The following is a 21795-nucleotide window of genomic DNA, read 5'->3' on the forward strand; positions in this document are numbered from 1 at the left end:
GGTCAGTCGACGACGACGGTGTATCTGGACCCGCGGCGTTCATGGGGCGTGCCGCAGGTGGTGGCGTCCTTCCGGCGGGGCGAGCCGAGCCGGTCCAGCACGGGTGTGAGGACGGCGGCGGTCGCCAGGTTCAGTACGAGCGCGGGGAGCGCGACGTAGATCGGGGCGTGCAGCGGGCCGATGCCGAGGTCCACCACGGAGGAGAAGCCGTGCAGGCAGATGAGCGCGGTGCCGGCGGCCATGCCGGCCGCCCAGCCCGCGAGCAGCGCGCGGTGGTGGAACCAGCGGGTGAACAGCGACAGGGCGACGGCCGGCAGCGTCTGGAGCACCCAGACGCCGCCCAGCAGATGCAGGTTGACGGCGTCCTGCGGCCGCAGGACCAGCGCGAACAGCAGCGCGCCCGCGGTGATGCCGAGGGAGGCCGTGCGGGCGACCCGTACCTCGTGCTTGGGCGTGGCCGTGGGGTTGAGGTACTCGCTGTAGACGTTGCGGACGAGCAGCGCCGCCATGCCGATGGCCATCACGGCGGCGGGCAGCAGCGCGCCGACCGCGAGCGCGCCGTACAGGAAGCCGGCCAGCTGCTCGGGCACCAGGGTGCGGATCAGCAGTGGTACGGCCAGTTCGGCGTGGCCCGGCCGGGTTTGCACGCCCGCGGCCAGCGCGGCGACGCCGAGGAACGCGGAGAGGGCCAGGGAGAGCGCCCACAGCGGCAGGGCTCCGATCGCGGCGCGCAGCGGGCGGCGGCCCCGGCTCGCCAGCGCGGCCGTCACGATCTGCGGGTACATCGGCTGGGCGAGGGCGGAGCCGAGCGCGAGGGTGGCGTATGCGGTGACGGACTCCGGCGGTACGACCAGGGAGAGGCCCTGGGCGGCGAGGCGGCGGTCGGCTGCGGCGAACACTGCGCCGGGGCCGCCGAATTCCACCGCTGCCAGGACCGCGACGAGGATCAGTACCCCGGCGCACAGCGCGGCCTTCACCGGCGCGATACGGGCGCAGGCCCGCAGCCCGCCCGGGTGGATCAGCGCGGCGGAGCACAGCAGGACCACGACGAGGGCGACGGCGCAGGCCGCGCCGCCCGCGGGCAGGCCCATCGCGTCCAGCAGCGTGGTCACGCCGATGACCTGGAGAGCGAGGTACGGCATCGTCGCGAGGATGCTGGTCAGCGCGATGGCCAGGGCCAGCGTGTGTGAGCCGTGCCGGGCGCGTACGTAGTCGGCCGCGGTGACCAGGCCGTGCCGGGCCGCGACCCGGTGCAGCCGGGGGAGCACCAGCATGAGCAGCGGGGTGAGCAGGAGCAGATAGGTGAGCGCGTAGAGCGCGAGGCCGCCGGCGCCGAACATCAGCCCGGGGATCGCCACGTAGGTGTACGCGGTGATGACCGTGCCGCCGAGCAGCAGGTTCGTCGGGAGCGAGGTGAGGCGCCGGCCGCCGAGCGCCCACTCCGCGGGGTGCGGCAGCGGTGCCGGCGGCCCGGCGGATCGCCCCACGGCCCCGGTGAGCACCGCCGCGCAGACGACGAGTGCGAACGGAGCGAGCTGTGCGGCGTTGATGGCGACCCCCCTCGGTGCGCGAGCGAGGGCCTCTTCGACGGCGTCCGTGGTCGGCGGACGGCACGCGGAGAACCGTGAGAGACCCCCACCCTCACGTGACAGACATCCACATGCGCATATTCCATATTGTGGAAGCCTGATTCCATTTCTTGGTACTCTAGGGGTCGCCTCCGAGAGCGTCAAGGTTTTTCCGGCGCGTCGGCCAGGAGCCGAAATCCCCTGCCGAAGAGGCGAGTTCCGTCCGAATCGCGTTATGCGGAGGTATGTGTGAGTGAAGAACGCGTCGCCCTCATCACCGGCTCGTCCTCGGGTATCGGCGCCGCCGTCGCCCGCCGCCTGGCGGCCGCGGGGATGCGCATCGTCGTGAACTCGGCCTCGTCCGTGGAGGCCGGCGAGGCGCTGGCCGCCGAGCTGCCCGACGCCGTCTACGTCCAGGGTGACATCGCCGACCCGGCGGACGCCCGGCGGCTCGTCGACACCGCGGTCGAGACGTACGGCCGGCTCGACGTGCTCGTCAACAACGCCGGGCGCACCCGCTTCATCCCGCTCGACGACCTGGACGCGGTCGACGCCAAGGTCTGGCACGACATCCTCGACGTCAACGTCATCGGCACCTGGCAGGTGATCACCGCGGCCGTGCCGCACCTGAAGGCCACCGGCGCCGGATCGATCGTCAACATCTCCTCCGTCTCCGGCAGCCGCGCCATGGGCAGCTCCGTGCCGTACGCGGTCAGCAAGGCCGCCGTCGACCACATGACCCGCCTGCTCGGCGCGACCCTCGGCCCCGACGTCCGGGTCAACGCCGTGGCCCCAGGGCTCGTCGAGACGCCCTGGTACGACGAGGCGCCGCAGGTGTGGGAGGGCTCGCGGGACTGGATCACCGCCAACACCCCGCAGCGCAGGGTCGGCACGCCGGAGGACGTCGCCGAGGCGGTGCACGCGCTGGCCACCGCCGCCTACACCACCGGCGAGGTGCTGATGGTGGACGGCGGCCGCCACCTCGTCTGAACCACTCCACCGCACCACACAACGGGCCGGCCTCCCCGGGAGGCCGGCCCGTTCTCTGTGTCCGGCGGATGTGTCCGGCAATTGCACCCGGGAGAGTGGCGCAGGTCACGTCGGTACATCCGTACGCGCCGTAAACCGTTCGCCCTCCCCGAGCAACTAGTGATCGGAAGCCACCGGCGATCGCACGGTGAGAGGACCGCGGAGGCGCGATGGGGCGCCCGCCGCCGTCCTCTGGGGCGTCTACGTCTTCTTTCGTACTCCATGCCGTTCACCGGCCCGCCGTACCGCACGCCGCGGTCCGGCGTGCCGTGCCGTGCCGCGCGCAGCCGCGGCCGGCGCTCACGGATGTCGACCAAAGGACTTGAGCCATGGGTATGTACGCGCACGCCGCCGTCCCACGGGCCGGCACGCTCGGGGTGCACCACCTCGTCGCCGCACACGTCGGGGAACGCCCCGACGCCTGTGCCGTACGCGACGCACGCGGCGGCCCCGCGCTGACCTACCGTCAGCTGTGGGAGCAGGCGGGACGGGTGGCGCACACGCTCGCCACGCACGGTGTCGCGCCCGGTGAGCCGGTCGCCGTCGACCTGGAGCGCGGCACCGCACTGGTCGTCGCGCTCCTCGGCGTCGCCCGGGCCGGCGCCGCCTACCTGCCGCTCGACGCCCAGGCCCCCGCCGAGCGGGTGGCCACGGTCCTGGCGGACGCGGGGGTCCGCACAGTGCTCGTCGGCGACGGGGAAGGCGCGGGGGAAGGCGAAGGGGAGAGGGCAGGGCGTACGGCCGGGATCTCCGGGGTGCGGCAGGTGCGCGTGGCCCGCCCGGCGCCTGACCAGCAGTGCGAGGTACCCGATGTGGCCGACGTGCCCGTCGACGGCGACAGTCCCCTCTACATCGGCTACACCTCCGGCTCGACGGGCACGCCCAAGGGCGTCGTCGTGCCGCACCGGGCCGTCCGCCGCCTCGTCACCGACGCGACCTTCTGCACCATCGCCCCTGGTGACCGGGTCGGCCAGGCCGCCAACCCCGCCTTCGACGCCACCACCTTCGAGGTGTGGGGCGCGCTCACCGCGGGCGCCACGCTCGTCGTCCTGCCCACCGTCGTCGACCTCGCCGTGGACCGCTGGGCGGCCGTCCTCCAGGACGAGGACATCACGACCCTCTTCCTGACCACCTCGCTCTTCCACCTGGTCGCCCGCACCCGGCCCGGCGCGCTGCACACCCTGCGCAACCTCGTCGTCGGCGGCGAGCAGCTCGACCTGGCCGCGGTCCGCGCGGTACTCGCGGCGGGCCCGCCCGGACGCCTTGTCAACGGCTACGGCCCGACCGAGGCCACCGTCTTCGCCACGTCCTTCGACTGCACCGACGCCTCGCTCGCGGGCCGCGACCGCATCCCCATCGGCCGCGCCATCCAGCAGACCACCCTGCACATCCGCGATGAGGAACTGCGCCCGGTCGCTCCCGGGCAGCCGGGCGAGCTGTGCATCGGCGGCCCCGGCGTCGCCAAGGGGTACCTCGGGCAGCCCGAGCGCACCGCCCGCGCCTTCGTCCCCGAACCGGGCACCGGCACGCCGATGTACCGCACCGGCGACCTGGTGCGGGAGCTGCCCGACGGCGAGCTGGAGCTGGTGGGCCGCGCCGACCGGCAGGTGAAGCTGCGCGGCTACCGCATCGAGCTGGAGGAGATCGAGCGTGCGGCGCTCGCCACGGGCCTCGCCGAAGCCGCGTTCGTGAGCAAGGTGGGCGAGGGGCAGGCGGCACGGCTGGCGGGCGCGTTCCTGCCGGCCGGCGGTACAGCGGAGAACAACGCCGAGGAGCTGGCCGCCGCGCTCGCCCGTGCCCTCCCCGCGTACATGCTGCCCAGCAGCTGGACGCCGCTCGCGAGCCTGCCGCTGCACTCCACCGGCAAGGCCGACCGCGCACGCATCGACGCGCTGATCGAAGCAGCCGCGGAGAGAACGACGGTGAGCGCGGCGGAAGAGACGCACGCGCAGCCCGCCGGACCGTCCGTCGGCGACCCCGTCACCGACGCGCTCACCCGCATCTGGGCCGAGGTGCTCGGCACCCCCTCGGCAGCCCCCGACCAGGACTTCCTCTCCCTCGGAGGCAATTCACTGCTCGCGACCCAGGCCGCTGCGCGCATCCGCGAGGTGCTCGCGGCCGACATCGAGCCGTACGACATCCTGCTGGCCGCCGGCATCGGCGAACTGGCCGGACGGGTGCGCGAGTCGGCGGGGGCGGTCTGATGGCGCAGCTGCCCTCGCCGCCCCTGCCCCGCCGGGCGGCCGCCTCCGCGCCGCTCTCCTGCGCCCAGGAGCGGCTGTGGTTCATCGACGCGGCGGCCCCCGGCTCCGCCGCCTACAACGTTCCGCTGCTCACCCACTGGCACGAGCCCGTCGACACCGCCGCGCTCGGCCAAGCCCTGACCGCGCTGGTCACCCGCCACGAGATCCTGCGCACCACCTACGGACTGCGTGAAGGCCGCCCGGTCCAGTACATCGGCGAAGCGGCACCCGTCCCTGTCGAGGTGTTCGCGGGCCCGCCCGCGGAGGAGGAACTCGCCCGCCACGCCCGCGCCCCCTTCGACCTGTCGGCCGGGCCGCCGCTGCGCTGCACCGTGTGGCAGGGCGGCCCGGACGGCGACGCGATGCTGCTGGTCTTCCACCACATCGCGGTGGACGGCTGGTCGCTGGGCGCGCTGTACGAGGATCTGGCCGCCGCGTACGACCAGGCGGTCGCCGGCGGCACGCCGCAGCTCCCTCAACCCACCGTGCAGTACGCGGACTTCGCGGAGTGGGACCGCGAGGTGGCCGCGCACCCCGCCATGGCCGAACGGGTGGCCGCGCGGCTCGCCGAACTGCGTACCGCATCCGGCGATCTTGCGCTCGGCAGCTGCCCGCCGCGCCCCGCCCTCCCCGAGGGCGACCGCCGCGGCGCCCAGCACACCTTCCAAGTCACCGCCGAACTCGCCGCTCAGGTAGAGGAGTTGGCGTCGGCCGTCCGGGCCACCCCCTTCGTCGTGCTGCTCGCGGCGTTCCAGGCCGTGGTGCAGCGCTGGACCGGCCAGGAGGAGTTCCTGCTCGGCACCGTCGCCGCCAACCGCCCGCACCCCGCCGTCGAGGAGCTCATCGGCTTCTTCGTCAACACCGTCCCACTGCACTGCGCACCCCGCGCCGACTGGACCTTCGAGCGGCTGTGCACGGAGGTGCGCGGCGAGGCGTTCCGGGCGCTGTCCCACCAGCGCCTGCCGTTCGAGCAGCTCACGGCCGCCGCGGGCGGTGACCGGAGCCGCCCGCCGGGACCGCTGGCCACCGTCGGCTTCGTCCTGCAGAACGCGCCGGCGCCCCGGCTCGGCGACCGGCCGCGCTGGGGCCCGCCACGGCTGCTCCCCACCGGCACCACCAAGCTCGACGTGACGCTCACCCTGGAGTACGCCCCCGACGGGCTGCGCGGCACCGTCGAGTACGACACCGACCGGTACACCGCCGACACCGCGCGGCAGCTCGCCGCGCACTTCACCGCGCTGCTCGCCGCGGCCGTCGCCGCGCCGGACACCGCACTGCGCGCCCTGCCCCTGACCGACCCGTCGGCGGGCCGCCTGCCGCGCACCGTGCTGGCCGGCCCCCGGCGCGACCTGGCGGCGGAGTACCGGGACCGGCTCGCCGGCACGGCAGCCGGCGCCACCGCGCCGCACGGAGGAGGAGACGCATGACCACCGTGACCGACCTGCTCGACCTGCGGTTCGCCGCCATGAACGGCGACGACACCGCGGTGACCTGCGCCGGGGAGGACCTCTCCTGGCGCGCGCTGGACGACTGGTCGCGGGCCGTGGCCCGGCACCTGACGGCACACGGCGCGGGACCCGGCACGCTCGTACCGGTACTGACCGCACGCGGCGGGGCACTGATCGCCGGCTGGCTGGGCGCCCTGCGCGCGGGCGCCGCCTTCGTGCCCCTCGCGATGGACACCCCGGCGGCCCGCATCGCCTTCGTGCTACGGGAGACCGGGGCCGCCACGGTCCTCGTCGACGAGGCCGGGGCCGGTCTGCTCCGCGGCCTGGACACGGACGCCAAGCCGGTCGACCTGGCGGAGATCCGGGAGCTGGGGGAGGCGGCCGGGCCGCCCGCCGCGCTCCGGCCAGGGCCCGAGGACCCGGCCGTGGTCATCTTCACCTCCGGGACCACGGGCCGCCCCAAGGGCGTGCTCGTCCCGCACCGCGGGCTGCTCAACACGGCCCTGTGGTGGGCGGCCGACTGCGGCCTCGGCACCGCCGACCGGCTGCTGGTGACCGCGGGCACCGCCTTCGACCCGGCCGCCTTCAACGTCGTCGAGGGCCTGCTGGCCGGGGCCCGGCTGGTCCTCGCCGACGACGTCGAACGCCGCGACCCGGCCGCCCTGCTGCGGCTCGTCCACGGCCCGGACGGCGCGACCGTCGCGGGCTCGGTCACTCCCAGCCTCCTGCACGCCATGCTGAGCGCCGAGCCGGACGGCGGGCCGGGCGCATGCACGCTGCGCGTCGTCTACTCCGGCGGCGAGGCGCTGCCCCGCGCGCTCGCCGCCGACTGCGCCCGCCGCTGGGGCGCCGAGGTCCGCAATGTGTACGGCCCGGCGGAGGCGTCCTGCAACAGCACGTGCCATGTCGTCGACCCCCGTGACGGCCGCGCACCGGCCATCGGCCGGCCGCTGCCCAACACCCGCGCCTACGTGCTCGGTCCGCACGGCGAGGAGCTGCCCGCTTCCGTGCCGGGTGAGCTGTACGTCGCCGGTGCCGGCGTGGCGCTGGGCTATCTCGGGATGCCGGACCGCACCGCCGCCGCGTTCCTGCCCGACCCGTACGCGGACACGCCGGGCGCGCTGATGTACCGCACGGGCGACCGCGTATTGGTGCGCGCCGACGGGGAGTTGGAGTACCTCGGCCGGATCGACGACCAGGTGAAGATCCTCGGCAACCGGATCGAGCCCGACGAGGTCCGCGCGCTGATCGAGGAGAACCCGGCCGTCGCGGCCGCCGCCGTGCACGCGACCGGCTCCCCGAAGCGGCTCGTCGCCTATGTGGAGCTCGCCCCGGGCGCCACGCCGACGCACGAGGACATCGTCCGGCCGCTGCTGAACTGGCTGCCCGCCGCCGTGCTCCCGGCCGAGGTGCACGCCGTGCCCGCGCTGCCGCGTACGGCCAACGACAAGGTCGACTTCGCGGCGCTGGCGGGGCTCCGCGACCGCCCGCTGCCGCACGGCGAGCACCGGCCGGTCCCGCTCACGGACGGCCAGCGCAAGGTGGCCCGCCTGATGGCCACCGTCCTGGCCGAAGCGGGCCCCGACCGGGGCGACGGCGCTGACCTCGCCCCCGACAGCGACTTCTTCACCCTCGGCGGTCACTCGCTGCTCGCCGTGCGCATGCTGGCAGCGGCCGAACGCGAGTGGGGCACCGCCGTACCGCTGCGGGCCTTCCTCGCGGACCCCACGGTCGCGGGCCTGGCCGACGCGCTGGCGGCGACCGGTACCGGTACCGCCGAGACCGCGCCCGTGGCCGACGGCGGCCCGCACCCCGCCACCCCCGTACAGCAGCGGCTGTGGCTCATGGACCGGCTGCCCACCGTGCGCGCGGCCTATCTCGCGCCCGGCGTCGTCGAGATCGACGGGCCGGTGGACCGCGCGCTGCTGCGGGACGCCTTCGCCGCGGTGCTCGCCCGCCACCCGGCCCTGCGCTCCCGCTTCACCCTGGACACCAAGGCGCGCCGGGTCCAGTACCGCACCGACGGCAGCCCGCCGGAGGTCACCCTCCTCGACGCGGCGTCCTGGACCCCGGAGGAGCTGGACGCCCACCTGGCGCGGGAGTGCTGGGCCCCGGTGGACCTGGCCCGGCAGGCGCCCGCACGCGGCGAGGTGATCGCGCTCGCCGGGGACCGCACGGTCCTGCTGTACGCCGTCCACCACATCGTCTCCGACGGCTGGTCGCTCGACCTGGTGATGGAGGAACTGGGCGATGCCTACCGGGAGTTGAGGGCCGGGCGGCCGGTCGACCCGACGCCCGCCGCACACCCCGCGAGCCTCCCTGCGCCGGCCGTGCCCGACGGCACGCTCGACGCGCTGCTGGCCGGGCTGCGGGGCGCGCCGACCGACATCGCGCTGCCGTACGACCGGCCGCGGCAGCGGACCCAGAGCATCGAGGCCGCCACCACCCGGGAGCTCCGGCTGCCGGACCGGGACAGCGCGCGGCTGCGGGAGATCGCCGCCGAGCTGGGCTGTACGACGTTCATGACCGCGGCGGCGCTGCTGGCCGCCGTGCTGGCCCGGCGCGGCACGCAGCGGGACTTCCTGTTCGCGTTCCCCTGGGCCGGCCGGGACGGCGCCGGGGCCGCCCGCACCGTCGGCATGTTCGTCAACACCCTCCTGCTCCGGGCCGACCTCACCGGCCAACCGAGCTGGCGCACCCTCCTCGCCCGCGTCAAGGACTCCGCGCTGACCGCCTACCGGCACGCCGACGCGCCCTTCGACGCGCTCGCCGCCGCGCTGCACCCCGAACGCGACCTCGGCCGCCCGCCGGTGACCCCGGTCTACCTCTCCGCCACCGACGCACCCGCCACCCCGCCGGCCCTCGGGCCCGGCATCACGACCCGTTACCGCACGCCCCCGGCGCTCAAGCTCAAGTACGAGCTGGAGCTGACCGCCACCGGCGGCGCCGACCACTTCGGGCTCCAATTCACTTACGCCACCGCCCTGTTCGACGCCACCACCGCCGACGCGCTGCTCGGCGATCTCGCCGCCGCCGCGGCCGACCTCACCACCGACCTGGAGGCCCCTGTGCTCACCGACGCCACTCCCGGCACCGCCGACGTCCCCGCTGATGTCACCACCCCCGCCGACCCCGCCGCGCTCACCGAGGCCATCGGCGCCGCCTGGCGGGACGTCCTGGACGTGCCGACCGTCGCGTACGACGTCAACTTCTTCGACGCGGGGGGCGATTCACTGCTGCTGATCGTCCTCCTCGACCAGCTGTCGGGGCTGACCGACCGGGAGCTGGACGCGGCCGACCTCTTCGAGCACAGCACCGTGCACGCCCAGGCCGCGCTGCTCGCCGGTGCGGACGGTACGGACAGCACGGACGGGGCGGCGGGGGAGACCACGGGCGGCGCCCGGTCCGGCGGTGCCGCGGCGGGCCGCGCCCGCCTCCTCGGCCGCCGCGGCGCGGGCACCGCCGGTTCCGCGGAGCCGGCGGCGTGAACGACGACGCGGCCATAGCGGTCATCGGCACCGGCTGCCGATTCCCCGGCGCCCGCAACCCCCGGGAGTTCCTGCGCAACCTCGCCGAAGGGCGGGTGGCGTTCCGGGAACTGGACCGGGCGGCCCTGCGCGCGGCCGGGCTGACCGACGAGACCCTGGACGACCCCTCGTACGTGACGACCGCGGCGACGCTGGACGGCGCCGAGGACTTCGCCGCCGAGTTCTTCGGCTACTCGCCCACCGAGGCGGAGGCCACCGACCCGCAGCAGCGGCTCTTCCTCGAAGTGTGCTGGGAGGCGCTGGAGTCGGCCGGGCACCCGCCCACCGGCGACCCGCTGGTCACCGGCGTCTTCGCGGGCGGCAGCCCCAGCACGTACATGGCGGCGCTCCAGGTGGCCAGGGCGCGCGCCGACGGCGTGCTGGGCGCGGTGGACGACGTCATGCTGCACCTGGGCGGGCTCGGCGACTTCCTGCCCTCCCGGGTGGCGTACAAGCTGGGCCTGCGCGGCCCGTCCATCGGCGTGCAGACCGCCTGCTCCTCGTCGCTGACCGCGGTGCACTACGCCGTGCTCAGCCTGCTGGCGGGCGAGTGCGACCTGGCGCTGGCCGGCGGCGCGGCGGTCAACGAGCCGGTACTCGGATACCGGCACCAGCCCGGCGCGCTGGCCTCCCACGACGGCCACTGCCGCCCGTTCGACGCGCGCTCCACCGGTACGTCCTTCAGCTCCGGCGTCGGCGTCGTGGTGCTGCGCCGGCTCGCCGACGCGCTCGCGGACGGCGACCCGGTGCTCGCCGTCGTCCGCGGCTCCGCCGTCGGCAACGACGGGTCGGCCCGCTCCGGCTTCACCGCGCCCAGCCCCGCCGGGCTCGCCGACGTGGTGGCCGCCGCGCTCGACGTCGCGGGCGTGCGCGGGGAACAGCTGCGGTACGTCGAGGCACACGGCTCCGGCACCCCGCTCGGCGACCGGATCGAACTGCGCGGCCTGACCGCGGGCCTGTCCGCGCCCGCGGGCCGTACCGGCTTCTGCGCCCTGGGCTCGGTCAAGGCCAGCATCGGCCACTGCGGGCCCGCGGCGGGCGTCGCCGGGCTGATCAAGGCCGTGGAGGTGGCCCGCACCGGCGAGGTCCCGCCGCACCCCGGCTTCGACCGCCCCCGCAGCCCCGGCGAGCTGGCCGACAGCCCCTTCCGCATCGCCACCGAGCCCGGCCGCGTCACCGAGGGCGAGCCGTACGTCCTGGTCAACTCGATGGGTCTGGGGGGTACCAACGCGAGCGTCGTCCTCGGCCCGCCGCCACGGCCGGTACGCCCCTCGGCGCCGGAAAGCGACCGGGTACGTCTGGTGCTCTCGGCCCGAGACGACGCCGAACTGGCGGCGCTGTCCGCGGAGTTGGCGGACGAGCTGGAGCGGGGCGATGCGCGCGCCGCGGATGTCGCCCACACGCTGCGCGTCGGGCGGACCGCGTTCGCGCGGCGGCGGGTGGTGTGCGCGGCACCGGGCGACCTGCCCGCGGCGCTGCGTACCCCGGCTCCCGCCACGCCGCCCGCCGCACGGGGCGTGCGGCTGGTCCTCCCGGCGGACGGTGCGCTGCCGGAGCCGGCGCGGGAACGGCTGCTCGCGGCCTTCCGGGGGCGTGCGGAGGTGGTGCCGGGCGGTACGGACGCCACGGCAGCCGATGGGGCGTACGCGCTGGTCATCGACGCAACGGGCGACGAGTCCGGCGACCGCGTCGAGGACCGTATCGAGGACCGCATCGACGAGGCCGTGGCCGACGCCTGGCTGCACGGGATCGACGTGGACTGGGCGGCGCTCGCCGCCGGGCGCGGGCGGCGGGTGCCGCTGCCCACGTACCCCTTCACGCGGCAGCGTTACTGGGCGCTGGACCGGCTGCCGCCGCTGGCAGCGCCGGCCGGCGCGCCACCGGCCACCGAGGAGCACGCGCAACCCAGCGGCCCGTCCGACGAGACGTCCGCCGACGACGTGACCGCCGGACTGCTCGCCCTGTGGCGGGAGATCTTCGGCGTGCCGGCCCTCGGCCTCGACCAGGAGTTCGCGGAGCTGGGCGGCGACTCGCTCACCGCGATGCGCATCGAGGCCGCGGTACAGCGTCGCCACGGCGTCCCGGTCAACGTCCACCGTGCGGGCGGCGGACAGGCCACCGTACGCCGGATGGCCGAGATCGTCCGGGGGCTGCGGCGGCCGGACACCGGCGCCACCGGCGGCGGGAGCACCGAGGGCCACGCGGCGCGCCCGGGCGGCCACCCCGCCGATCCGGTCGACGCCGACCTCGCGCTCCCGCTCGGCGAACCCGCCGCGCCTGCCCGTAGGCCGGGCCCCGACACCCTGTTCACCGGCGGCGGCACCGGCGCGCTGGAGACCTTCCTCCTGCACGAGCTGATGCAACGGCCCGACGCGCGGGTCCATCGTCTGCTGCCCGTCCCCGACGAGGACGCGGGCCGGGCCCTGCTCGCCGCGGCCGCCGCCCGCTTCGGGCTGCCCGCACCGGACCCCGCCCGGGTGTCCGTGGTCCCCGCCGACCCGACCGCGCTCGGCAAGGCCCTTGCCCACCACCGCGACGGCGAACTCGCCCGCCGCGTGGGGCACGTGGTGCACGCCGCGCCCGCGCCCCGCGACCACGGGACGTACCAGGAGGTCCGCGCGCACGGTGTCCTGCCGCTCGCCGAACTCCTGCGCTGGCAGCGCGAGCACGGCATCGCGGACCTCACCCTGCTCTCCACGCTCGCCGCCTGCGCGCCCGCGCTCGGCGGCGAACCCCTCCTCGCCGAGCAGCGCGAACAGCCGCTGGACCCCGAACGCGACGGCGCGGCCGTCGCCGCCTGGGTCGGCGAGCGGCTCGCGGAACGCGCCGAGCGGGACGGTATGCGGGTACGCGTGTTCCGTACCGGGCTGCTGCTCGGCGCGCTCGCCGACGGCGCCTGCGATCCGCACGACCCACTGGTCCAGCTGCTCGTCGGCAGCGCCGCGACCGGTCTGCACCCACTGGACGACCGGCCGCTGCCGCTCGCCCCGGTCGATCTCGCGGCCCGCGCGATCGCCGGCCTTTTCGACGCGCCGGGCTCGGTGGGCCGCGTCTACCACCTGGCGGACGAGCGGCCCGTGACCGTACGGGAGCTCTTCGGACTGCTCGCCGACGCCGGGCTGCCGACCGAGGGCGTGCCCGTACGGCAGTGGCAGCGCGCCGTGGCCCTGCGCGCGCTGGAGCACGACCCCGACAACCCCGCCCTGGACCCGCTCGCGCTCCGGGCCCTGCACGCGAGCGCGCCCGGCGCGGCGGCCCGGCTGGAGGCGGCGGCCTGGCGGCCCTGGCTGGAGCGGCAGGGCCGGGGGCCCGCGCCGACCGGTGAACTGCTGCGCCGCTGCCTGGAGTTCGCCGCCGCCCACCACGACTGCGCGGCCCTCACCACCCACGCCCTGCCCCTGTCGCTGCCCCGAGGAGCACGATGACCGACCGCACGCTGTACGACTGGTTCGCCCGCTCCGTCGAGCGGTACCCCGACGCGCCCGCGCTGGAGGTGCGCGACCACCGCTTCACCTACCGCGAGCTGCACGCCTGCGCGGCCGCGCTCGCCGCCCGCATCCTGCGGGAGCACGGACGGGCCCCGGAGCGCGTCGCGCTGCTCGCCTCGCGCAGCCTGACCGCCTTCGCCGGGTACCTGGCGGCGCTGCGCCTCGGCGCGGTCGTCACCCCGCTCAACCCGGGCTACCCGGCGCGCCGCAACCAGGGCGTGTACGAGCTGGCCGGGGCCGAGGTGCTGCTCACGGACGAGGCGGGCGCGGCCCAGCTGCCGCACTTCCCCGAGCGGCCGGGGCACACCCGGCTCACCCTGGCCGACGCCGAGGCCGCCGCCCTGGCCGACGGGGCGGAGCCGGCGTCCCTGGAGCGTCCGGGCACCACCCCGGACGACCTCACGTACGTCCTGTTCACCTCCGGCTCCACCGGGCGGCCCAAGGGCGTGCCGATCCGGCACCGCAACCTCTCCCCGTACCTCGCGCACAACATCGAGCGGTACGAGGTCGGGCCGGGCTGCCGGGTGTCCCACACCTTCGACCTCACCTTCGACCCCTCCGTCTTCGACCTCTTCGTGACCTGGGGCGCGGGGGCCACGCTCGTGGCGGCGCAACGCTCCGAGCTGCTCAAGCCGGTCGACCACCTCGTCGAGCGGGGCATCACCCACTGGTTCTCCGTGCCCTCGCTCGTCTCGGTCGCGGCCGGGCTCGGCAATCTGTCGACGGGGCTGGTCACCGGCCTGCGGTACGGCATCTTCATCGGCGAGCAGCTGACGTACCGCCAGGCGGAGGCGTGGCGCGCGGTGGCACCGGACGCCGTGATCGAGAACGTCTACGGCCCGACCGAACTCACCGTCGCCTGCACGGAGTTCCGCCTCCCGGCCGATCCCGCGCAGTGGCCGGTGACGTCCAACGCCACCGTGCCCATCGGGCCCGTGTACCCCTTCCTCGATCAGCTGATCCTGGACGAGGAGGGCCGCCCGGCGGCCGAGGGCGAGCTGTGCGTGCGCGGCGCGCAGCGCTTCGACGGCTACCTCGACCCGGCCGACGACCAGGGGCGCTTCGTCTCCTTCGACGGCACTTCGGCGGAGCCGTACGACGGTAGGAGCGGTCTCACGGCGGAGCACTACTACCGCACCGGCGACCGGGTCCGGTACGAGAACGGTGTGCTGGTCCACCTGGGCCGCCTCGACAACCAGGTCAAGGTGCGCGGCTACCGCATCGAACTCGGCGAGGTCGAGGCCGCGATGCGGAAACACCCGGCGATGCGCGAGGCGGTGGTCGTGGCGGTGCCCGGCGCCGACGGCACCGAACTGGTGGGCTGCTACACGGGGGAGGAGCTGACGCCGTCCGCCGCGCTGCTCTGGCTGCGCAAGCACATCCCCGTCCACATGGTGCCGCGCCGCCTCGTCCACCTCGACGAGCTGCCGCTCAACCCCAACGGGAAGATCGACCGCCCCGCGCTGCGGCAGCGGTTCACCGACCCCGTCCCGGCGGCCTGAGATGGCGGGAAAACCAGTGCAGTTGCTGCGTGCCCTCGTGCCGCCGCCCGGCGTCGTCCGGGTCCTGACCGTCAGCAATCTCGCCCGGACGGTGGGCAACGGCTTTCTGCTGTCCGTCAGTGTCCTGTACTTCATCCGGGCCGTCCACGTGCCCGCCGCGCAGGTGGGTCTCGGGCTGACCGTCTCGGCGGTCCTCGGGATGGCCGTCAGCATCCCGGCGGGCCAGCTCTCCGACAAGCTCGGCTCGCGCACCGCGTCCATCGCCTTCGGCGTGCTGCAAGGGTTGCTGGTCTGCGGATACGCGCTGGCCGGCGGGTTCGCCGGGTTCCTGGCCGTGGTGAGCCTGGCCGCGATGGCCGACTCGGCCAGTACCGCGGCCCGCGGCGCCCTGATCGCCGACGCGCTGCCGCCGGGCGAGCGGGTACGCGCCAGGGCGTACCTCCAGTCCGTCATCAACGTCGGCCTGTCGGGCGGCACCCTGCTCGGCGGCGTCGCGCTGACCGCCGACTCCCGTACGGTCTACACCGCCATGCTGCTGGGCGCGGGCGCGCTGTTCGTGCTCGGCGGTCTGAGCTGCTTCGCGCTGCCCGCGCCCGCGCAGTCCGCCGAGGCGGCGGGTGAGCGGGCGCGGCACGTGCTGCGGGACGTGCCGTACCTGGCGGTCTCGGCGCTCAACGCCGTCCTCGTGCTGGGCACGGACGCGCTGCTCACCGCCGCGCTTCCGATCTGGATCGCGGACCGCACGGACGCGCCGGTCTCCGTCTATGCGGCGATCATGTTCCTCAACACCGCGATGTGCGTGCTGTTCCAGGTCCGCCTGAGCCGGGGCGCCGAGGACGTACGCGGCGGCGCCCGCGCGATGCGCCGCTCCGGACTCGTGCTCGCGCTCGCCTGCGGCATCTTCGCCCTCTCGGCGGGACAGCCCGCCTGGGTCGCCGCCGCGTGCCTGCTCGCGGGCGCCTTCGTCCAGGTCATCGGCGAGATGCTGCACTCCGCCGGTTCCTGGGCGCTGTCCTACGACCTCGCGCCCGCCCAGGCGCACGGCCAGTACCAGGGCCTCTTCGGGCTCACCCAGCGCGCGGGGGCCGCCGTCACGCCGGCCCTCACCACGGCCCTGCTCATCGGCTGGGGCAGCGCCGGCTGGCTGGTCTTCGCGGCCGTCCTGCTCGCCGGGGGCCTCGCGACGCCGGCGGTCGCGCGCTGGGCGGAGCGCAACCGGCCGTTCGCCACCGAGCGGACGGCCGCCGAACCGGCGGCCACCGCGGCCTGACCGGCGATCACCCGACCCGGCCGGGCCGCATTCACTCAACCGAGCCAGAGAGAAGCACATGGACTTCAGCCTGTTCTACTTCGGGGACGACGGCCGCGACCCGGCCGCGCGCGGCCGCTACGACCTGGTACTCCAGGGCGCACGCTTCGCCGACGAGCGCGGCTTCACCGCCGTCTGGACCCCCGAGCGCCACTTCCACCCCTTCGGCGGGCTCTACCCCAACCCCGCCGTCACCGGAGCCGCCGTCGCCGCCGTGACGAGCCGGGTCGCCATCCGCGCCGGCAGCGTCGTCGCGCCGCTGCACCACCCGCTGCGGATCGCCGAGGAGTGGTCCGTCGTCGACAACCTCTCCGGCGGCCGGGTGGGGCTCGCCTTCGCCTCCGGCTGGCACGCGGTGGACTTCGCGCTCCGCCCGGAGTCGTACGCCGACCGCAGGAAGGTCATGACGGACACCGTCGAGGACGTCCGCCGGCTGTGGCGCGGCGAGGAGCTGACGGTGACCGACGGGGCCGGTTCCGAACAGCGGGTACGGGCCTATCCGCCGCCCGTCCAGCGGGAGTTGCCGGTCTGGATCACCAGCGCGGGCGGCGTGGAGACGTTCCGCGCCGCGGGCGACCGGCGCGCCGGTGTGCTGACCCATCTGCTCGGCCAGGACTTGGACGAGCTGGCCGGGAAGATCCGCGAGTACCGCAGGGCGTACGCCGCGAGCGCGGGCCCGGGCGGCGGCGACGGCCACGTCGTCCTGATGGTGCACACCTTCCTCGGCGCCGACGAGGACGAGGTCCGGCAGCTCGTCAGGGACCCGCTGAAGGCGTACCTGCGCAGTTCGCTGGGGCTGCTGCTGGGCTCGGGAACGGCGGGCGCGCGGCGGGTGGACCCGGCGAAGCTCAAGGAGAAGGACGTGGACTTCCTCGTCGCCCGCGCCTTCGACCGCTACTACGACGACGGCGGGCTGCTCGGCACGGTCCCCAAGGCCGCCCGCGTCGTCGAGCGGCTGGCCGGGCTCGGCGTGGACGAGGTGGCCTGCCTCATCGACTTCGGGCTGCCGGTCAAGACCGTACTGGACGGGCTCGGCCACCTCGACGAACTGCGGAAGCGGTGCGCATGAGGAGCGGCGGCAGCAACACCGTGACGGAGCCGGCCGCGCCCCATGGCGCGAGCGAGGCGGAGCGGCGGCGCTTCCGGCGGGCCGCCGGCCGCTTCCCCACCGGGGTCACCGTGGTCACGGCGCTGGCCGGGGGAGTGCCGCACGGCACGACCGTCAACGCCTTCGCCACGGCCTCGGTGGACCCGCTGATGATCCTCGTGGCGCTCGGCAACGGCTCCCGGCTCCTCGGCCACGCCCTGCACAGCAGGCGGTTCGCCGTGACCGTGCTGGCAGCGCACCAGGAGGCCGACGCCCGGTGGTTCGCCGACCCGGGCCGCCCGGCCGGCGCGGCGGGCTTCGCCGGGCGCCCTTACCGGCCCGCCGCGTACGCCGGTTCGCCCGTGCTCACCGAGGGCGTCGCCGCCTTCGACTGCGCGCTGGCCGGCGCGTTCCCGGCCGGCGACCACACCGTACTGGTGGGCCGCGCCGAGGAGTTCGAGGTGCTCTCGGCGGCCCCGCCGCTGCTCTTCGGCGACAGCCGCTTCCACCCCGGCCCCCGGCCGGAATCCGACACGCTCCCGAGGATCACCACCCCATGACCTACGTCCTGATGTTTCCCGGCCAGGGGTCGCAGCGCCCCGGCATGGGCGCCGACTGGTTCGACCGCTTCCCCGAACTCACCGAGGCGGCCGACGCCGTGCTCGGGTACTCGATCCGCCGCCTGTGCACCGAGGACCCCGACGGGCTGCTCGGCCGCACGGAATACACCCAGCCCGCCGTCTACACCGTCAACGCGCTCGGCTACCGCGTCCTGCGGGAGGAGCACGGCGTCCCCGACGTCGCGATCGGGCACAGCCTCGGCGAGTACAACGCCCTGGAAGCGGCCGGGGTGTTCGGCTTCGCCGAAGGGCTGCGGCTGGTCGCGGCCAGGGCGCGCGCGATGTCCGCGGTCACCGGCGGCGGCATGGCGGCGGTGATCGGCCTGGACGACGCGGTCCTCCGCCTCGTCCTGCGCCGGGCCGGGCTCACGCGGATCGAGGCCGCCAACTTCAACACCGCGGACCAGACCGTGATCGCGGGCCCGGCGGAGGACCTGGAGCCGGCCGCCGAGGTGGCGCGCGCGTCCGGTGCCCGGATGGTCCGCCGGCTGGACGTCAGCGGGCCCTTCCACACCTCGCACATGGCCCCGGCGGCGGACGAGTTCGCGCCGGTACTGAAGGCCGCGACGCTCGCCGCGCCCGCCCTGCCGGTCCTCTCGAACCGGCACGCCGCGCCGTACGGCGACGACGGGTCCGCGATCGCCGGGGTACTGCTCGAACAGATCGGGCACCCCGTGCTGTGGCGGCAGACCCTCGAAAGGCTGCTGGCCGAGGGCCGGACCGCGTTCCGGGAGGCCGGCGACGGCAGCGTGCTCACCCGCATGCTGCGCGCCGTCCGGCGGGAAAGGACGGCGGCGTGAACGGTACGACACAGGGCGGCGGCGTGCACGGCACGGCAATGGGCGGCGGCGTGCACGGCACGGCCGAGGTGAGCGAGGCGGTGATCAGGCCCCGCCCGGTGGACGGGCCGGCGCTGCGGGTCTTTCTGCTGCACCACGCGGCGGGTTCGCACCTCGCCTTCACCGACTGGGCCCGGCACGTCCCCGACGACTGGGAGGTGTGCCTCTTCGAGGCGCCGGGCCGCGGGCGGACGAGCGACCGCCCCGCCCTGCGCAGCGCCCGCGACCTCGCGGAGTACTTCATCGGCGAGACGCTGGACCTGATGGACCGCCCGTTCGCGCTCTTCGGGCACAGCATGGGCGCGCTCGTGGCGTACGAGGCGGCCACGCGGCTCGCCGCGCGCGGGCTGCCGGAGCCGTGCTGGCTCGGGGTCTCGGCCTGCGGCGCGCCGTACGAGGAGCTGCCCGGCGAGGGCCTGGGCGGCGAGCCGCTGCACCGAATGCCGGGGGACCGGCTGAGGGCGGCGCTGCGGGCGATGGGCGGCATCCCGCCGGCGGTGCTGGACGAGGACGACGTGTGGGCGCTGTTCGAGGACCGGGTGCGCGCCGACTTCGCGGTGGTGGAGACCTGGGAACCGCGGACCGTCGCGGCCGACGTGCGGGTCCCGCTGTCGCTCTTCGGCGGCGCGGACGACCGTGTGGTGCCCGTGGAGAGCCTGCTCGACTGGGCGGACGGCGCCGAGGATTTCCTCGGTGAGCACCTTTTCCCGGGCGGTCATTTCTACTTCGAAGGACGCGTGCCGGCCGTTGTCGAACGGCTGGTCCAGGATATCCGGACAGCGGTTACAGCAATCGAGTAAATATTTTGGAAATTGCTGGTCCCGGGGTCTTGCGGGATTGCGGAAAAGTGGCTTGACGGGTCATCGAATGCGATGACATGATTCAGAAGTCGGAAAGCGAATTCCGCATCACGGACTCCTGTGCGTCACGGAATCTTGTGCATCACGCACCCTGCACATCATGGACTTCATCAATACCGGGGGAAGAATGCAGTTCACAGACCGCTGGGCGCTCCCCGAATTGTTTCTGAGCGCCGTACGGAAATTAACCGCCACGGAATACCTCGCGACCGCCCGCATTCCGGGGGAGCACCCCTACTACACCGATCGCGTACCGGGCCCGGAGCGGTCCGCGGGAATCGATCCGCTGCTGCTCCTGGAATGCTGCCGGCAGGCCGGGCCGTACGGCGGCAGGGAATTCTCGGGAATCGAGCCCGGCGGGCGCTTCCTGATCGAATCGCTGGAGCTCGCGCTGCCCGGAATCCGCACGGCGGGCCGCACGCAGGGCGCCGCGGACCTGGCCCTGGCGGTGACCGCCCAAGGCCGCCCCGGCACGGGCGCGGCACGGCGGATGACCTACGCCTTCGACATGACCCTGCCGGCGGGCCGCCTCGGCACGGCGGCGCTGCGCGTCCGGCACGTCTCCCGCGAGCTCTACGACGGCCTGCGCCCGGCCCGCGCCCGCAAGGCGGTGGCACGTCCGGGAGCGCCGGTGCTGCCCTGCACGCCCGTCGCCCCGCACCTCGTCGGCCGCACCCGGCCGGACAACGTGGTCCTCACGCGGGTCGCGGTGGAAGGCGGCAGGGCGAAGGCGCTGCTGCGGCTGCCCGCCGACAACCCCGCGCTGTTCGACGCCGGTTACGACCACGTGCCGGCCATGGTCCTGCTCGAGGCGGCCCGGCAGCTCGCGCTGTGCACCGCCGCCGAGACGTACGGCGCACTGCCCGCGCTGACGACGGTCGCCGGGCTCGACCTGCGCTGCCACCGGTTCGTCGAACCGCACCTCCCGGTCACCGTACGGCTGAGCGCGTACGCGACGGCCGAGCGGCCCGCCGGGCTCGGCGACGGTCTGCCCCAACTCCGCTCGTTCCGGGCCGTCTTCGAGCAGAGCGGTACGGCCGTGGCCGAGGGGCGGCTGCACCTCACCACCGCGGGACCGGAGGCGCGGCCCCGCCGCGCGGAGACCCGCCGGCCGGTCGCCCTGGCGGCCGTGCACGCGCCCGGCGCCGAGGGGGAGCCGTCATGACGGCCGGCACGCACCGCGCCGCGGTCCTCTGCGGCCTGGGCGGCGCCCTGCCCGCCACAGTGGTACCCAACAGCGCGCTCGCGGCCGAGCTGGACACCACGGACGAGTGGATCCGTACGCGTACCGGCATCCGGCAGCGCTACGTCATCGCGCCCGGCGAGGCCACCTCCGACCTGGCCGTGGCGGCCGGACGCCGGGCCCTGGAATCCGCGCGCAGGGCCGCGGCTGACGACACCGCCGCGGGCGACAACAAGGTCGCGGGTGACGACACCGCCGCGGGCGGCGGCACCGGAGAAACCGGCGTGGACCTCGTCGTCCTCGCCACCAGCACCCCCGACCGCCCCTGCCCGGCCACCGCGCCGGCGGTCGCCCGGCGGCTCGGCCTGACCGGCGTCGCGGCCTTCGACATCGGCGCGGTCTGCACGGGCTTCGTCTACGCGCTGGCCACCGCCGCGTCGATGATCACCGCGGGCGCCGCGCACCGCGCGCTGGTTATCGGCGCCGACACCTTCTCCACCATCCTCGACCCCGCCGACCGCACCACCCGCGCCATCTTCGGCGACGGCGCCGGAGCCGTCGTGCTGCGCGCGGGCGACCCGGAAGAGCCGGGCGCGCTGCTCGGCTTCGACCTGGGCAGCGACGGCGCGGGGGAGGAGCTGATCACCGTACCGGCCGGCGGCTCCCGGCAGCGCTCGACGGCCACGCCCCCGCCCGAGCGGGACCGGTACTTCACCATGCAGGGCCGCGCCGTCTTCAACGAGGCCGTCCTCAGCATGAGCAAGTCCGCCGAGAGCCTGCTCGACCGGATCGGCTGGCGCGGCACGGACCTGGACCGGGTCGTGGCCCACCAGGCCAACGTCCGCATCCTGCGGGCCGTCGGCGAACAGCTCGGCCTCCCCGAGGACCGCCTCGTCATCAACCTCGACCGCGTCGGCAACACCGTCGCCGGGTCCATCCCGCTCGCCCTCGCCGGCGCCGCCGCCGACGGCACCCTGCGCCCCGGCGACAAGGTCCTGCTCACCGGCTTCGGCGGCGGCCTCACCTGGGGATCGGCGGCCCTGCGCTGGCCGGCCCCGCACGTCGAACCGGTCGCCTGACGCGATCCCTGAG

At 75.2% G+C, this 21795-nt stretch carries 14 protein-coding genes; 13 read left to right on the forward strand and 1 reads right to left on the reverse strand.

Translation table 11 applies throughout. From position 1 onward, the window contains the following. Nucleotides 1–2: 2 nt before the first annotated feature. Nucleotides 3–1487, reverse strand: a complete 1485-nt coding sequence (locus tag ACIGXO_RS25550) for a sodium:solute symporter (protein WP_399791243.1) — start codon at nt 1485–1487, stop codon at nt 3–5. A 330-nt stretch (nt 1488–1817) separates the two neighbouring features. Here ACIGXO_RS25550 and ACIGXO_RS25555 point away from each other — a divergent pair, with 330 nt between their 5' ends. The 13 genes from ACIGXO_RS25555 (at nt 1818) to ACIGXO_RS25615 (ending at nt 21782) form a co-directional block, all read left to right on the forward strand. After that, the gene (locus ACIGXO_RS25555; RefSeq protein WP_399791246.1) at nt 1818–2558 is read left to right on the forward strand and encodes an SDR family NAD(P)-dependent oxidoreductase; all 741 of its coding nucleotides are present in this window, start codon (nt 1818–1820) and stop codon (nt 2556–2558) included. Nucleotides 2559–2926: 368 nt separating this feature from the next. After that, the gene (locus ACIGXO_RS25560) at nt 2927–4801 is read left to right on the forward strand and encodes a non-ribosomal peptide synthetase (protein ID WP_399791249.1); all 1875 of its coding nucleotides are present in this window, start codon (nt 2927–2929) and stop codon (nt 4799–4801) included. Then, nucleotides 4801–6267 carry a condensation domain-containing protein gene (locus tag ACIGXO_RS25565; RefSeq protein ID WP_399791252.1) on the forward strand — a complete coding sequence of 489 codons (1467 nt, stop codon included), beginning with the start codon at nt 4801–4803 and terminating at the stop codon, nt 6265–6267. The genes ACIGXO_RS25560 and ACIGXO_RS25565 overlap by 1 nt, the downstream gene beginning before the upstream one ends. Further along, nucleotides 6264–9776: an amino acid adenylation domain-containing protein gene (locus tag ACIGXO_RS25570; RefSeq protein WP_399791255.1), complete on the forward strand. Its 3513-nt coding sequence runs from the start codon at nt 6264–6266 to the stop codon at nt 9774–9776. The genes ACIGXO_RS25565 and ACIGXO_RS25570 overlap by 4 nt, the downstream gene beginning before the upstream one ends. Beyond that, the gene (locus ACIGXO_RS25575; RefSeq protein ID WP_399791258.1) at nt 9773–13240 is read left to right on the forward strand and encodes a beta-ketoacyl synthase N-terminal-like domain-containing protein; all 3468 of its coding nucleotides are present in this window, start codon (nt 9773–9775) and stop codon (nt 13238–13240) included. The genes ACIGXO_RS25570 and ACIGXO_RS25575 overlap by 4 nt, the downstream gene beginning before the upstream one ends. Next, a complete protein-coding gene (locus ACIGXO_RS25580; RefSeq protein ID WP_399791261.1) occupies nt 13237–14805 on the forward strand; it encodes an amino acid adenylation domain-containing protein in 1569 nt (522 codons plus the stop codon). The genes ACIGXO_RS25575 and ACIGXO_RS25580 overlap by 4 nt, the downstream gene beginning before the upstream one ends. A gap of 16 nt (nt 14806–14821) precedes the next feature. After that, complete coding sequence (locus ACIGXO_RS25585) at nt 14822–16075, forward strand: MFS transporter (protein WP_399791264.1); 1254 nt, start codon at nt 14822–14824, stop codon at nt 16073–16075. 58 nt (nt 16076–16133) lie between these two features. Beyond that, nucleotides 16134–17183: a MupA/Atu3671 family FMN-dependent luciferase-like monooxygenase gene (locus ACIGXO_RS25590; protein WP_399791267.1), complete on the forward strand. Its 1050-nt coding sequence runs from the start codon at nt 16134–16136 to the stop codon at nt 17181–17183. After that, nucleotides 17180–17761 (forward strand): flavin reductase family protein, encoded by a 582-nt coding sequence (locus ACIGXO_RS25595; RefSeq protein ID WP_399791270.1) that lies wholly within the window; start codon nt 17180–17182, stop codon nt 17759–17761. Before ACIGXO_RS25590 ends, ACIGXO_RS25595 begins: the two co-directional genes overlap by 4 nt. Further along, on the forward strand, nt 17758–18621 hold the full coding sequence (fabD, locus tag ACIGXO_RS25600) for an ACP S-malonyltransferase (protein WP_399791273.1): 864 nt from the start codon (nt 17758–17760) through the stop codon (nt 18619–18621). Before ACIGXO_RS25595 ends, fabD begins: the two co-directional genes overlap by 4 nt. After that, nucleotides 18618–19460 (forward strand): thioesterase II family protein, encoded by an 843-nt coding sequence (locus ACIGXO_RS25605; RefSeq protein WP_399791276.1) that lies wholly within the window; start codon nt 18618–18620, stop codon nt 19458–19460. Before fabD ends, ACIGXO_RS25605 begins: the two co-directional genes overlap by 4 nt. 187 nt (nt 19461–19647) lie before the next feature. Further along, a complete protein-coding gene (locus ACIGXO_RS25610; protein ID WP_399791279.1) occupies nt 19648–20685 on the forward strand; it encodes an AfsA-related hotdog domain-containing protein in 1038 nt (345 codons plus the stop codon). After that, on the forward strand, nt 20682–21782 hold the full coding sequence (locus tag ACIGXO_RS25615; protein WP_399791282.1) for a beta-ketoacyl-ACP synthase III: 1101 nt from the start codon (nt 20682–20684) through the stop codon (nt 21780–21782). The genes ACIGXO_RS25610 and ACIGXO_RS25615 overlap by 4 nt, the downstream gene beginning before the upstream one ends. Nucleotides 21783–21795: the final 13 nt, after the last annotated feature.

The organism is Streptomyces sp. NPDC053542 (genome assembly GCF_044544685.1).
GTDB lineage: Bacteria > Actinomycetota > Actinomycetes > Streptomycetales > Streptomycetaceae > Streptomyces.